The following is a 12,632-nucleotide window of genomic DNA, read 5'->3' as shown; positions in this document are numbered from 1 at the left end:
GTCTCGGCTAGCTTGTTGCAGCGTTATACGGAGAGCCTCTTGTCTATACAACCGACGGCACTCGCCGCCTTCAGCCTGGCCGGCCGCCGCGCCCTGGTCACCGGCGCCAGCCGCGGCATCGGCCGCGCGATCGCGCTCGGCCTGGCGCAAGCGGGCGCCGCGGTCGCGGTCTCCGGCCGCAAGAAGGCCGCGCTCGACGAAGTCACCGCGGCGATCTCCGATGCCGGCGGCGTCGCGGTGCCGGTGGTGCAGGACGTCGCCAAGGCCGAGGACTGCCGCCTCGGCGTGATGCAGGCGACCGCTGCCTTGGGTGGACTTGATATCCTCATCAACAATGCGGGCATGGAAGAGGTGAAGCCCGCGCTGGAGATCGACGAGGCGCTCTGGGACCGCATCCTCGACACCAATCTTAAGGGCGCCTTTTTCTGCGCCCAGGCCGCCGCCGCCGAGATGCAGCGCTCTGGAAAAGGCGGCGCCATCATCAACCTCTGCTCCCTCACCACCTACCGGGGCATCCCGACCGCGGTGCCCTATGGTTCCTCCAAGACCGGCCTGCTCGGCATGACCCGGGCGCTGGCCGCCGAATGGGCGCCCTTGAAGATCCGGGTCAATGCCGTGGCCCCGGGCTATTTTCGGACCGATTTGACCGAGGTTTTCTATCATGACGCATCCTGGCAGGAGGCCATGCTAAGGAAAATCCCGCTGGGGCGGTTCGGGCAGCTGGACGACTTGACCGGTGCGGCGATCTTCCTTGCCTCGGACGCCGCGGCCTATATAACCGGCCAGTGCCTCGGCATCGACGGCGGCACCCTGGCCGCCCTGTAATCGCTCTCTGGATTGGATCGGACTTTCGGATGACCACGACCCGCAAGATCAGCCTGCATGACCTCTCGAAGCTCGACGCCGCGCAGCGCTCGCAGCTGCTGAAACGCAGCGAGGCCAGCATCGCGCCGATCCTCGACAAGGTGCGGCCGATCATCGAGGCGGTGAAGAACGAAGGCGACGTCGCGCTCGCCCGCTTCGCCCGCGAGTTCGACAAGTCGCCGGTCAATCCCGACAGCATTGCCGCGACGCCGGGCGATTTCGACAAGGCGCTGGTGAACCTGGATCAAGAGGTGCTGAAGGCCTTGGAATTCGCGGTGGAATCGATCCGCAAGTTCCACCAGGACCAGAAGCCCGAGGAGATGTGGCTGCACGAGATCCGGCCGGGCGCCTTTGCCGGCGACCGCTTCATCGCGATCCCCTCGGTTGCCTGCTATGTCCCGCGCGGCAAGGGCTCCTTCCCCAGCGTGGTGATGATGACCGCGATCCCGGCGGTGGTCGCCGGCGTGAAGGAGGTCTGCATCGTCACCCCGCCCGGCCCCGACGGCAAGATCGACGACGCCACCCTGGTGGCGGCGCGGCTGATCGGCGTCGACCGGGTCTACAAATGCGGCGGCGCCCAGGCCGTGGCCGCGGTCGCCTACGGCACCCAGACGGTACAGAAATGCGTGAAGATCGTCGGCCCCGGCAGCCCCTGGGTGGTGGCCGCGAAACATCTCCTCGCCGACATCATCGACCCCGGCGTGCCGGCGGGTCCGAGTGAATCCATCATCCTCTGCGACGAGACCGCCGACGGCCGTCTCGCCGCGCTCGATCTCCTGATCGAATCCGAGCACGGCCCGGATTCCTCTGCCTTCATCGTCACCAACAGCCCGAAGGTCGCGGCCGACGCGATCGCCGCCATCCCCGGCTTCCTCGACAAGATGGGCGAGCAGCGCGCCGGCTTCGCCTCGACCGTGCTCGGCGGCACCAACGGCGGCGTCGTGCTGACGCAGAGCTTCGACGAAGCGGTCGCCTTCGTGAACGACTTCGCGCCGGAGCACCTGCAGATCCTCTCCGACGTGCCGTTCGAGCATCTCGGCAAGATCGTCAACGCCGGCGAGATCCTCTTGGGCAACCACACGCCCTGCACTTTGGGCAATTTCGTGCTCGGCCCCAACGCCGTGCTGCCGACCAACGGCCAGGCAAAGACCGCCTCGCCGCTCTCGGTCTTCGACTACATGAAACGCAGCTCCATCGGCTACGTCACCGCCGCCGGCTACCCGCCGCTGGCAGCGAAGGCCCGCATCCTCGCGACCTACGAAGGCTTTGTCGGGCACGCGAACGCGGTCTCCGAGATACGCGACGGCATCCTCGGCAAGTAAAGTCAGAAAGCAACGTCGCACGGCGCCCGCTTCCCCTCTCCCCTTGCGGGAGAGGGTTACGCAGCGTTGGCGAGGCAAAGCCGAGCCTACGCGCAGTTGGGTGAGGGGTCGCTCGGTCCCGCCTGTTAAGGCACCAGTACCGTCGCAGAAAATGTGCGATGGCCTACTCGGCAAGGTGGCGATAGAATCCCCCTGGTCGATCGGAGGTGGCTGGGGTGACAGTGCGGTATCTTGCGGTAGCCATTCTGGTGCTTACGGGCTTCTGCTCGTCCGCCATGGCCTGTAGTGTGCCTACGCAGGTTTACGCCGAAGATCCGGTGACCGGCGAAGTTTACGAGATCCCGCCCAGCACCGCGCCGCCACCGACCCCCGAGCAGATCGCCGACTCCCTGCCTGAAGTCGTGCTTGAGGGCGTCGTCGTTCAACGGGAGCCGATTGCCGGCGAGCCTGGAGCCACCGACTCCCATTGGAGGAAGGCCCGCATGCGCATGGACCGCGTGTGGAAGGGCGAGGCTGCGGAATTCATCACGCTGGAATTTGGCGAACCCGGCTCCATGTGCGAGGCGGTCCCACCGGTTGGTGCGCCACTCCGCATTGCGCCGACGCCGAGGTCACCCAACGTCTTTGGCTATGACATGCTCTCCTATTTTGGGTCTCGGGGGCCAAATGAGGACGCTGGCCTGCAGCTCTATCGCGAGCGCACACTCATCCTGCAACGCCAGGCCGAAGCGGGTGGGCGCGCGGAGCAGCTGGCCTTTGCGGGCTATTTGCGGCAGCACGGTGAGAAACATCGCGCGCTGTGGATGCTCGAAGCGCTAAGCCGCGAAGACCCCAACGACTTTGATACGGCTTTCGCGCTGGTCGCTCTCCAAACCGAGACCGGCAACACAAACGATGCCGAGGACACATTGACTGGAATGCGGAAGATCGCCGGCAACAACGAGGTATTGCGCGGCAAAATCGCGCGCACTTTGTTCGAGACCACAGGGCATCTGGACTCGGATTGGAAAGATTGGTCGAACCTCACCAACAGGGGAATCTGCTCTGGCTATGGCCAGCACTACGACGACTTCAACTTTGCCGGTTCACACCTCAACTGCTACTTCGAACGCTCGACGTTCCGTGGCACAAATTTCAAGGGCTCCGATCTCAGCAGCGTGGTCCTTGAAGACGTCGATCTAACCGGCGCCAAATACGACTGCGCGACCAAGCTGCCAAAAGATCTCGACCCGGTCGCCGCCGCCATGATCAACGTCGACGGGAGCTGCCCACAGCCGGCGCCGCAATGAAGCGCATCCTCGCCCTCCTCCTTGGTCTGAGCGTGCTGACGGCCGGAATGCCGGCCGGCGCAGACATGGGTACGAGCCACCCTCAGGCGCCGCGCTGCCAGGAAGTGCCACTCAGCGCCATGATCGAAACTTTCGACCGATTCCCGCGCGCAGCCCTTGTCCGCGGATATGCGGTTATCGTCGAAGGCACCCTCGAATCCTACCGGCTCCCGGACATCAGCACCGATTTGCATGGCCGGGGACTGGCAGTCCTGCGGGTCGACAAGGTCTGGAAGGGCGCCGCGAGCACCCGGGTCGCCTGGACCGTCTTTACTCCACTGTTCTTCAACGAATGGCCGTTCCAGCCCAGGTTGCCCGACTGTCCGCTTGCAATACCGGTCGGCGAGCGAATCCGCATCGGTGCGCGGTTCCTCGCCAAGGCGGGCGATCAGGGCGACGGCTATCCCGAACTCGACCCGAGCACCGACCTCCTCTATCTGGAACACCGCTGGGGATCGCCCTACTTGCCGCTCCATGACCCGGAGTTCGACCGCGTGCTGACCGCGTATCAAGCCGACACCGATGCATTGCAGAAGGCGGCCACAGCCGGCAACGAGCAGGCCAAACTCGCCTTCCTCGAGCATCTCTACGACAACAATGACGGGCGCCGCGCGCAGGAATATGCGGACGCGTTGCGGCGCCAAGGCATAAAGCTTCCGAGACGCGGCCTGCTCCTGCTCTCCGAGGAACAGAAGGACTGGTCCGACCTCAGACGGATGCACCAGGGCTGCTACAGCTACCGCGCAGACTTCGACAGCGCGGTCTTCGATCGCGCCGACCTAGCCGAATGTGCCTTCCGCTACAGCAGCTTCCGCAATGCCAGCTTCCGCGGCACCGATCTCACCGGCTCCTACTTCCAGGATTCCGACCTCACCGGCGCACGCTACGACTGCGCGACCAAGCTGCCGGACGACCTCGACCCGAAGGCGGCGGGCATGATCAACGTCGACGGCGAATGCGCCCTGCGATGATCCGGCCGAGGTGGGGCATGCTTCGACCGATCCTGCTCCTGAGCCTTCTGCTCGCCACGCCGCATCCTGCCGTCGCTTGCTCGGTCCCTCCGACCTCTGACCTGAACCCAGCTGCTCTTGAGCAAGACGAGCGCGAAGCCATCGTCAAGACTGCCGAAGTCATCGTCGAAGGAGTCATCGAGCCCACCGAGTCCGATGATCTCGGCATCACTTTGGCGCGCATGCACATTGACCGTGTCTGGAAGGGCGCGGTCGCACCGGACGTCGTCGTCATCATGGGATTGCGTCTGAAGATCTGTCCGACTGCCCCACTGCGGCTGGGAGAAAAGATGCGCTTCAGCGCCCGCTTGCTGGAGAAGCGTTTCATGCTGGTGAAGGATGCGATCGAGTTGACGCCGGAGCAAGCCCAGCTCATCGAGACGCATGACGACTTCCTCTTCATTGACGCTCCCAGTCGGACCATGCCAATTGGTCGTCTTCCACTGCAGGATCCGGAGCTCGATCGCCTGCTGGTCCAGTATCATTTGGATACCGAGGCGATGCGGCTGGCGGCAGAGTCTGGGGACCGCGCGGCACGACTGGCTTATGCCGCCCATTTGTTCGACAACAACGAGCTGAATCGTGCGCTCATCGAGTATGAGGGCATCCTCGCCGGCAATCCGTCCGACCTCGACCTGCAGCTGACCCTCGCCGTCGTCCGCGCCCAGGTGCAGCCCGACGACGAGCCGGAAGCGACCCTGGCGGAGGTCGAGCGGAAGGCGCCGCGAACGCCGGAATGGCAGCGCAAGATCGCGCATGCGCGCTTCGTGGCGACCGGCCGGCTGACGCCCGGCTGGAAGGACTGGTCCGACCTCAAACCCGCCAAGCAATGCGAAGTCTCCGAAGGCAACTTCGACGACGCCAACTTCGATCGCGCGCAGCTCGCGACCTGCGAGTTCGTCCGCAGCTCGTTCCGCAACGCCAGCTTCCTCGGCGCCGATCTCACCGACGCCTATTTCGAGGACTCTTCTCTGGCCGGCGCCAAGTACGACTGCGCCACCCGGCTCCCGGACGACCTCGATCCGAAGGCGGCCGGCATGATCGATGCTGAAGGAAGTTGCCCCTCGCCCTGAGCGGTCCGCTTTCCGGCAGCCGTGGAAGCGGTTGCGCTTTGCGACCGCGATGTCGCGCCGCGCAACCGCGAGCCGGGGACGGCTGGTTTCACCGGATGGGCGCCCTTGTCGTCGTCCACCATCTTCATGATGGCCGCGGATATCGCCTTGGCGCCCACGACGTGACGGTGCTGTTCTGCGACGAGCCCTCCGCTAACCGGATAGACCGTGTGCTAGCTAAACCGGACAGATCGCGCGCCACCTAAAATCCGGGAGCCCGGCGCTTGGCTTTCGGATGCAATCCATATATAATAGTGTGTGTTTGATTGCCGACCGGCGCGCGCCGCAGTACCGCTCCATCGCCGGGATGCATGTACAGTGCATGTACGGATTCTGACCCGCCGCGCGCCCCGCCGCTCTTTTGTTGCACTGCATCGCAGACAGGACGCAGACAAAATCGAGGGGCGACGCCGGCGCACAGCGCCAACTTTCGGGCCGCATCAATGACTTGCCTTACGCAGACGGCCACTGGCCGTCTGTGTCGCGTCTGCGAAGGCCCAGCCTCACCCAACGCAGACAGGATGCAGACCAATTCGACAAGGGAGCTGACGACCCGCGTGGAATCAGTCCCGAATTTTCGGCTCGCGGTCCCAGACGCGGCCTTGCTTCGCGGCCGTGATGAACTTGGGCGTGCCGGCTTTCACGTCGATGACGCCGGCATCCACCTCGATCGCAGCCTTCTGCAGCAGCGGCTTGGCCTCGGCCGTATAGCCGATGACCTTCAGGTGCCCGAAGGCGTCGCGGACCCAGTTCACCGGGTCGACCTGTTTCGCCAGCATCGCGGCGCCCTCCGCCGAGGCGACGATGGCGACGTGGTCGAACACGATCGACGGCGCGCCGCGGAGCGCCTGATCGACGGCAAGAGTCTTGCCGCCCTTCACCGTGACGCCGCCGGCCTTGGGCGCCACGATCTGCGCGGTAGCGCCTTCCTTGTCGATCGCCTTCATGAGCTGCATGACGAGCGCGCCGTCGGCGCCGTCGGTCACCAGCACGCCGACCTTGCGGCCTTTCAGGGTGGGCTTCCACTTCTTCAGGATACTGAGCGCATCCGAGGTCGGCAGGTCGATCGGCTTCCGCGCCGGCGTGATCGCATCGGCCTCGCCTTCCATGCCGAGCTTCTCGGCGACCGCCTGGCCGAGGCTCCTGTCGATCAGCATCAGGTGGCCGAGCATCCGCTTGCGGATCGCCTCGATCTCGACCTTGCCGAGTTCGAAGGTGAAGGCGCCGATGATATGGCGCTGCTCCGGCTCCGACTGCGAGCGGAAGAACTGCCGCGCCTGGCTGTAATGGTCGGCGAAGGTCTCCGAGCGCTGCCGCAGCTTGTCGCCGACATCCGCCCGCGGAAAGGTCGCGAAGCCCTGGGTCGGGCTCTCGCGCGGGCTGTCGGGCGCGATGCTGTTGGGCTCGTAGTTGGCGCGGCCCTTGTTCACCTCCATCCGCCGGAGCCCATCGCGCTGGAAGTTGTGCATCGGGCAGCGCGGCGCGTTGATCGGGATCTCGTGGAAATTGGCGCCGCCGAGCCGGAGCAACTGGGTGTCGGTATAGGAGAACAACCGCCCCTGCAACAGCGGATCCTCGGTGAAATCGATGCCGGGGACGACATGCCCCGGATGGAAGGCCACCTGCTCGGTCTCGGCGAAGAAGTTGTCCGGGTTGCGATTGAGCGTCAGCCGGCCGATCACCTCCAGCGGCACGACCTCTTCCGGAATCAGCTTGGTGGCGTCGAGGATGTCGAAGGGCAGCTTGTCGGCAGTCCGCTGGTCGAAGGCCTGGATGGCGAAATCCCATTGCGGATAGTCGCCCTTCTCGATCGCCTCGTAGAGGTCGCGGCGGTGGAAGTCGGGATCGGCGCCGCTGATCTTCATCGCCTCGTCCCAGACCACCGAGCTGGAGCCCTGCACCGGGCGCCAGTGGAACTTCACGAAGGTCGATTTGCCTTCGTCGTTCACGAAGCGGAAGGTGTGGATGCCGAAACCCTCCATGAAGCGGAGCGCCCGCGGGATCGCGCGGTCGGACATCGCCCAGCAGACCATGTGCAGGCTCTCGGGCATCAGCGAGATGAAATCCCAGAAGGTGGTATGCGCGGACGCCGCCTGCGGATAGCCGCGATCGGCCTCCATCTTCACCGAATGGACCAGGTCGGGAAACTTCATCGCATCCTGGATGAAGAAGACCGGGATGTTGTTGCCGACCAGATCGAAATTGCCTTCCTCGGTATAGAACTTGACGGCGAAGCCGCGCACGTCCCGCGGCAGATCGACCGAGCCAGCGCCGCCGGCCACCGTCGAGAAGCGCACGAAGACCTCGGTCTGCTGTTTCGGATCACTGAGGAACTTCGCTTTGGTCAGATGCCGCATCGACTTGGTCGGCTTGAACACGCCATGCGCGCCCGAGCCGCGCGCATGCACGATGCGTTCCGGGATCCGTTCATGGTCGAAATGGGTGATCTTCTCCCGGAGGACGAAGTCCTCGAGCAAGGTCGGGCCGCGCGCGCCGGCCTTCAGCGAGTTCTGATTGTCGGAGATCGGCGCGCCCTGATTCGTGGTCAGCACCGGCCCGCGCGCGGCGACCTGATGCGTCTCGCCGCTCTTCCGCGGCGCCGTCGCGATTTCCGATTTCGACTTGCCGCCGTTGCTTCCGCCACGCGCCGACTTGGCCATGCGATCCTCCCTGAAGAATGGAAGCCGCCGGCTGCGTCGGTATCGACGCGCCCTGGTTCAATCCGGCAGGCTACAGCAAAAAGCCGCGCAATGCCGGAAGGTTCCGGACCAGATTGGAATCGCTCTTACGCGCCCGCCGAAACACGCGCCTGGGGGCTCAGGGGCAACCGTTCTTCTTGCAGGGCCGGTCCTGGCGCCGGTTCTCGTGCATGGTCTGGTATTCCTGCTGATCAAGCGCGTGCTGCTCGGCCCAGGTCAACTGTTCGCCGGGCACGCGTTGCGGTTCGGGCACGATGCAGGATGAAGCCGAGAGCAGCAGCCCGCCCGAGATCCAAAACAATGTTAGGCCGAGAAGGCGCGTCACGGGAAGGCGCGGGATGTTGATGTGCATGGTGTCATTCCTCGCTGCGGCCGTCGCCGGCCGAATCCCGTCCCCGCGTCAGAGGATAGTCAGAGTTCCGGCGTGGGGAAGTGAGGCAGCGCATGCAAGCGCGCACCATGGTGATAGTGCGCGTCTTTGTGATGCTCAGTTGATGCGGTCGAGGTTGAGCTGCTGGTAGCGCTGGTTGTCGAGGTAGTGCTGCTGGCCCCAGTTCTGTGGCGGACCGCCGGCCGGCGGTGGCCCATATTCGTTGTTGCAGGCCGAAAGCGACAGCACGGCCAGGAGGCCGAGCAGCGGCAGCAAGCGTTCGCGGATCACCGGTGGAGTCATGTCGGTATAGATAGTGTCGCGCCCCTCTCATTGCCAGTCCCGAGCGGGCCGGCCGCTGCGCACTGGCAGCGGCCGAGGCTTGGCCTACCGGTTGCGGCTGTAGCCGCTGCTGCTGCTGTCGGAGCGCCGCGCGTCGTGGTCGGACTGCGCCTTCTGCACATCGAGATAGTGCTGCTGGCCCCAGGTCAGCGATTCCTGGCCTGGAAGCGGCGGGCCGTAGCCGTTGTTGCAGGCCGCGAGGCCCAGCAGCAGGGCGCCGGAGAAAGCGAAGAGCGTGGCGCGAAGCGCGCGCGATGCGATGGTGGTTTTCATGATCGTACCTTGGTGTTCTCTGTCATGCCGCTCTGCGGTGACCCGCGTGGATGGATGCGGCGGTACGATTGATCTAGGCAGTCCGCTGCAATGCACCATGCCGGGGCGGCGCAACTGCGACGGCCGTCACAGCCCGCGCCGTGACTTGCTTGCACAACAGGATTGAATGCGATGCATGAAGCCGTTCGGCGGTCAGCCGCAGCAGGAGTGCGGCGCGCTCTCGGCAGCGTCGCTCACATTCTCGTGCTTCACCGCAGCGCGACGGAAGGCTACGATTTCCGCGAGGATCGAGAGCGCGATCTCCTCAGGTTCGATGCCGTGGATGTCGAGCCCGGCCGGTGCCTTCAACCGTGCGACTTGCGCGGTGTCGAGGCCCTGCTCGACGATCTGCGCCTTCAGCACTTCGGCCTTACGCCGGCTGCCGACGAAGGCGACATAGCGCGCCGGCGTGCCGAGCGCCGCGGCCAGCGCCTCGCGGTCGCGCTTGCCCTGGGTTCCAACGACCACGTAGTCGTCCGCTTCGACACCGACCTCCGCAAGAGTGAATCCGGCAAGCTTCTGATCCTCCTCGGCAAAGGCAACGAGATCGTCGGCCAGTGCGGCGCCCACGATGCGATAGCCGAGCCGCCGCCCGAGATCGGCCACGGCGATCGCGACCGGCGAGGCGCCGCAGACAACCAGCCGCGGGCTGGGGCGCATCGGCTCGACGAAGATGTCGACCGTGCCGCCGCTGGGACAGGAACTCTTGTGCAATTCCGTGCCGTCGACATCGACGGCACTCACCACCTCGTCCTTCGGCTTGACGCGAATGAGACGCGGCTTGCCTTCCTGAATGACCGCCGCCGCGGTCTCGCGGATCGAACGCTGCACGCAGGCACCGCCCATGAAGCCCTTGATCGCCCCGTCCTTCAGCACCACGGCCTTGGCCCCCGCCTTGGCCGAGGTCGCGTGCTCGGTGCGAACCACGGTCGCGACACAGAAGCTCTCACCGGCTTCCTTCAAGCGGGCGATCAGCGGGATGACGTCGAGGTCGGGGCGGTGCATGACGGTCTCCAGTCAGATGCGTGCGAACTCGGCCTCGAGCGCCGCGAGGTCGGCCAGGGTCGCGGCGCTGGCGAAGAAATCGATGAAGGGCAGGCTCGCGCTCATCCCGCGCGCGACCGGTGCGTAATCGCGCCAGGAGAGCAGCGGGTTGAGCCAGACGAGGCGCGGCGCCCGTTGCTTCAGGCGCCCCAATTCTCGAGCGAGGCGTTCCGGCGGATCGGTGTCGTAGCCGTCGCTCATCACGATGACCACGCTGCGGGAATCGATCACCGCCTTGGCATGGCGCGCGTTGAACGCCCCCAAGGATTCCGCGATCCGCGTCCCGCCGCCGAAACCCTGGCTGAGCAGCATCAGCCGATCGACCGCGCGGCCGGGATCGGGATCGTTCAGGGCCTCGGTAATGCGGGCGAGGCGGGTGTGGAACAGGAACACCTCGACCGCGATCTCCGATCCGGCGAGGCCACGCGCGAAAGCGAGGAAGGCGCGCGCGTAAGGCTTCATCGAACCGGAGACGTCGAGCAGCAGGACGATGTTGACCGGCCGCTCCGGGCGCCGCTTGCGCAAAAGCTCCAGCGGCTCCATGCCGTGGACAAGGTTGCGGCGCAGTGTGCGGCGAAGGTCCAGCCCCCTACCCTTGCGCGCGGCGCGCCGGCGCCGGCTCAGGCGATAGCGCATCGCCCGCGCCAGGTCCTCGGCGATGCGCGCCGCCTCTGCCAGCTCCTCGGCATCGGCGATCCGCGCGATATCCTTGCGCGCGAGCTGCTCGCGCCGGCTGGCGATCAAGCGGCCGGCGCCGTCGCGATGGCGGACCGGCTCGTCGCCGTCGGCAAGCTGCGCCTGCGGCACCGTCGCCGTGCGATCCTGCGGCGAGGGCAGCACCCGGTCCCAGACCGGCGGCGGCTTCAGCTCGCGCATCTCGGTCGAGGCATCATTGGCCGGCGTCACGCGGCGCAGGCCACGCCCATGCCAATAGGCGTCGTAGAGCTCGTCGAAGCCTTCCCACTGATCCCGGCTGCCGGTGAGCAGCGCCTTCATGCCGAGCCGCGCCGCGATCGGATCTGCGCCGCCGGCGAGAAAGCCCATCGTCGCCTCCGCCTCCGCCGGCCCGATGCGATAGCCGCTGCGGCGCAGATGCGCCACGAAGCCTGCGACGCGCTCGGAGGGCAGCATTGGAGTCATGCGGGGCGCCAGCGCGCGACAACCGCGAGGACACGCGGCCATAGTGGTTCGTCATGCCCCGGCTTGAGCCGGGCATCTCGCGCCGAGCTATTCGCGGCCAAAGATCCCCGGGCCAAGCCCGGGGATGACGGTAGCGACGCCGCCGCTTTTTCTTCCGCCAAGACCGCCAGCCATAGCCCACTTCCGCAACAGCACATCTCACGCCACCTTGCCGATGAGGCGCGCGGTGACTTCCGGCGTTACGGCCTTCAAATCCGCGTCGGTCTTCAGCAGGCACATCAGCGTCGCCTGCAAGGTCGCGGGATCGCGGTCCAGCCGATCGAGGCCGATGCCGATCAGCGCCCTCGCCCAGTCAATGGTCTCGGCGACGCCCGGCTTCTTCTCCAGGTCCTCGCGGCGCAGCCGCTGCACGAAGCCAACGATCTGTTGCAGGATCTGCGCATCGGCATCCGGCAGATGCGCCCGCAGGATCCGCACCTCCTTCGCCTCGTCGGGGAACTCGACATAGGCGTAGAGGCAGCGCCGCCGCAGTGCGTCGGAAAGCGCGCGCGTCCCGTTCGAGGTCAGCACCACATGCGGCACGGCCTTGGCCGTGACAGTGCCGAGCTCCGGGATCGTGACCTGGAAGTCAGACAGCACTTCCAGCAGATAGGCCTCGAACTCTTCGTCGGCGCGGTCGATCTCGTCGATCAGCAGGACCGGCGGCTTCTCCTGCGAGATCGCCTCCAGCAGCGGCCGGCGCAGCAGGTATTCCTCGGTGAAGACATGCCGCTCCATGGCATCCGCCTTCATGCCTTCGGCCTCGTGGGCGCGGATCGCCAACAGCTGCCGCTGGTAGTTCCACTCGTAGATCGCCGCCCCCGCGTCGAGGCCCTCATAGCATTGCAGGCGGATCAGGCGGGCGCCGAGCACCCGCGCCAGCGCCTTGCCGACCTCGGTCTTGCCGACGCCGGCCTCGCCCTCCAGCAGCAGCGGCCGCTGGAGGTCGATCGCAAGCGTGAGCGCCATCGCCAGGCTGTCCTCGGCGATGTAGCCCGCCGCGTCCAGCCGCTGCTGCAAGGCGCGATAGTCGAAGCTCATGGTTCTATC

At 65.9% G+C, this 12,632-nt stretch carries 12 protein-coding genes; 5 read left to right on the top strand and 7 right to left on the bottom strand.

Annotated features, from left to right (window positions below; translation table 11 throughout):
• Positions 1 to 39: 39 nt before the first annotated feature.
• The 5 genes from ACYQ4T_RS05595 to ACYQ4T_RS05575 all read left to right on the top strand — a co-directional run bounded on the left by ACYQ4T_RS05595 (position 40) and on the right by ACYQ4T_RS05575 (position 5,597).
• Complete coding sequence (locus tag ACYQ4T_RS05595; protein WP_459851290.1) at positions 40 to 825, top strand: SDR family NAD(P)-dependent oxidoreductase; 786 nt, start codon at positions 40 to 42, stop codon at positions 823 to 825.
• A 29-nt stretch (positions 826 to 854) separates the two neighbouring features.
• Entirely contained in the window at positions 855 to 2,186 is a 1,332-nt protein-coding gene (hisD, locus tag ACYQ4T_RS05590) for a histidinol dehydrogenase (protein WP_459851289.1), read from the top strand.
• Between the two features lie 215 nt (positions 2,187 to 2,401).
• The gene (locus tag ACYQ4T_RS05585; RefSeq protein ID WP_459851288.1) at positions 2,402 to 3,475 is read left to right on the top strand and encodes a pentapeptide repeat-containing protein; all 1,074 of its coding nucleotides are present in this window, start codon (positions 2,402 to 2,404) and stop codon (positions 3,473 to 3,475) included.
• Complete coding sequence (locus tag ACYQ4T_RS05580; protein WP_459851287.1) at positions 3,472 to 4,485, top strand: pentapeptide repeat-containing protein; 1,014 nt, start codon at positions 3,472 to 3,474, stop codon at positions 4,483 to 4,485. The genes ACYQ4T_RS05585 and ACYQ4T_RS05580 overlap by 4 nt, the downstream gene beginning before the upstream one ends.
• Positions 4,470 to 5,597 carry a pentapeptide repeat-containing protein gene (locus tag ACYQ4T_RS05575; protein WP_459851286.1) on the top strand — a complete coding sequence of 376 codons (1,128 nt, stop codon included), beginning with the start codon at positions 4,470 to 4,472 and terminating at the stop codon, positions 5,595 to 5,597. Before ACYQ4T_RS05580 ends, ACYQ4T_RS05575 begins: the two co-directional genes overlap by 16 nt.
• A 602-nt stretch (positions 5,598 to 6,199) precedes the next feature.
• Here the strand turns inward: ACYQ4T_RS05575 and ACYQ4T_RS05570 are convergent.
• From ACYQ4T_RS05570 to ACYQ4T_RS05540, 7 genes are all read right to left on the bottom strand, one after another.
• Entirely contained in the window at positions 6,200 to 8,296 is a 2,097-nt protein-coding gene (locus tag ACYQ4T_RS05570) for a catalase (RefSeq protein WP_459851285.1), read from the bottom strand.
• 157 nt (positions 8,297 to 8,453) lie between these two features.
• Complete coding sequence (locus tag ACYQ4T_RS05565) at positions 8,454 to 8,687, bottom strand: hypothetical protein (RefSeq protein WP_459851284.1); 234 nt, start codon at positions 8,685 to 8,687, stop codon at positions 8,454 to 8,456.
• Between the two features lie 135 nt (positions 8,688 to 8,822).
• Positions 8,823 to 8,996 carry a hypothetical protein gene (locus ACYQ4T_RS05560; RefSeq protein WP_459851283.1) on the bottom strand — a complete coding sequence of 58 codons (174 nt, stop codon included), beginning with the start codon at positions 8,994 to 8,996 and terminating at the stop codon, positions 8,823 to 8,825.
• A gap of 96 nt (positions 8,997 to 9,092) precedes the next feature.
• Entirely contained in the window at positions 9,093 to 9,320 is a 228-nt protein-coding gene (locus tag ACYQ4T_RS05555) for a hypothetical protein (RefSeq protein ID WP_459851282.1), read from the bottom strand.
• Between the two features lie 192 nt (positions 9,321 to 9,512).
• Positions 9,513 to 10,364: an XdhC family protein gene (locus ACYQ4T_RS05550; RefSeq protein ID WP_459851281.1), complete on the bottom strand. Its 852-nt coding sequence runs from the start codon at positions 10,362 to 10,364 to the stop codon at positions 9,513 to 9,515.
• A gap of 12 nt (positions 10,365 to 10,376) precedes the next feature.
• Complete coding sequence (locus ACYQ4T_RS05545) at positions 10,377 to 11,543, bottom strand: vWA domain-containing protein (protein WP_459851280.1); 1,167 nt, start codon at positions 11,541 to 11,543, stop codon at positions 10,377 to 10,379.
• 198 nt (positions 11,544 to 11,741) lie between these two features.
• Entirely contained in the window at positions 11,742 to 12,623 is an 882-nt protein-coding gene (locus tag ACYQ4T_RS05540; protein ID WP_459851279.1) for an AAA family ATPase, read from the bottom strand.
• Between the last annotated feature and the right edge of the window lie 9 nt (positions 12,624 to 12,632).

It is taken from the genome of Dongia sp. agr-C8 (assembly GCF_054658695.1).
Note: the sequence above shows the minus strand (reverse complement) of the source record. Positions and strands in the feature narration are given on the sequence as shown.

What these genes read in the sequence shown, in the direction of transcription:
- hisD (WP_459851289.1), top strand. Translation starts at nt 855, where the DNA reads ATGACCACGACCCGCAAGATCAGCCTGCATGACCTCTCGAAGCTCGAC.
- ACYQ4T_RS05580 (WP_459851287.1), top strand. Translation starts at nt 3,472, where the DNA reads ATGAAGCGCATCCTCGCCCTCCTCCTTGGTCTGAGCGTGCTGACGGCC.
- ACYQ4T_RS05575 (WP_459851286.1), top strand. Translation starts at nt 4,470, where the DNA reads ATGCGCCCTGCGATGATCCGGCCGAGGTGGGGCATGCTTCGACCGATC.
- ACYQ4T_RS05570 (WP_459851285.1), bottom strand. Translation starts at nt 8,296, where the DNA reads ATGGCCAAGTCGGCGCGTGGCGGAAGCAACGGCGGCAAGTCGAAATCG.
- ACYQ4T_RS05565 (WP_459851284.1), bottom strand. Translation starts at nt 8,687, where the DNA reads ATGCACATCAACATCCCGCGCCTTCCCGTGACGCGCCTTCTCGGCCTA.
- ACYQ4T_RS05555 (WP_459851282.1), bottom strand. Translation starts at nt 9,320, where the DNA reads ATGAAAACCACCATCGCATCGCGCGCGCTTCGCGCCACGCTCTTCGCT.
- ACYQ4T_RS05550 (WP_459851281.1), bottom strand. Translation starts at nt 10,364, where the DNA reads ATGCACCGCCCCGACCTCGACGTCATCCCGCTGATCGCCCGCTTGAAG.
- ACYQ4T_RS05545 (WP_459851280.1), bottom strand. Translation starts at nt 11,543, where the DNA reads ATGACTCCAATGCTGCCCTCCGAGCGCGTCGCAGGCTTCGTGGCGCAT.
- ACYQ4T_RS05540 (WP_459851279.1), bottom strand. Translation starts at nt 12,623, where the DNA reads ATGAGCTTCGACTATCGCGCCTTGCAGCAGCGGCTGGACGCGGCGGGC.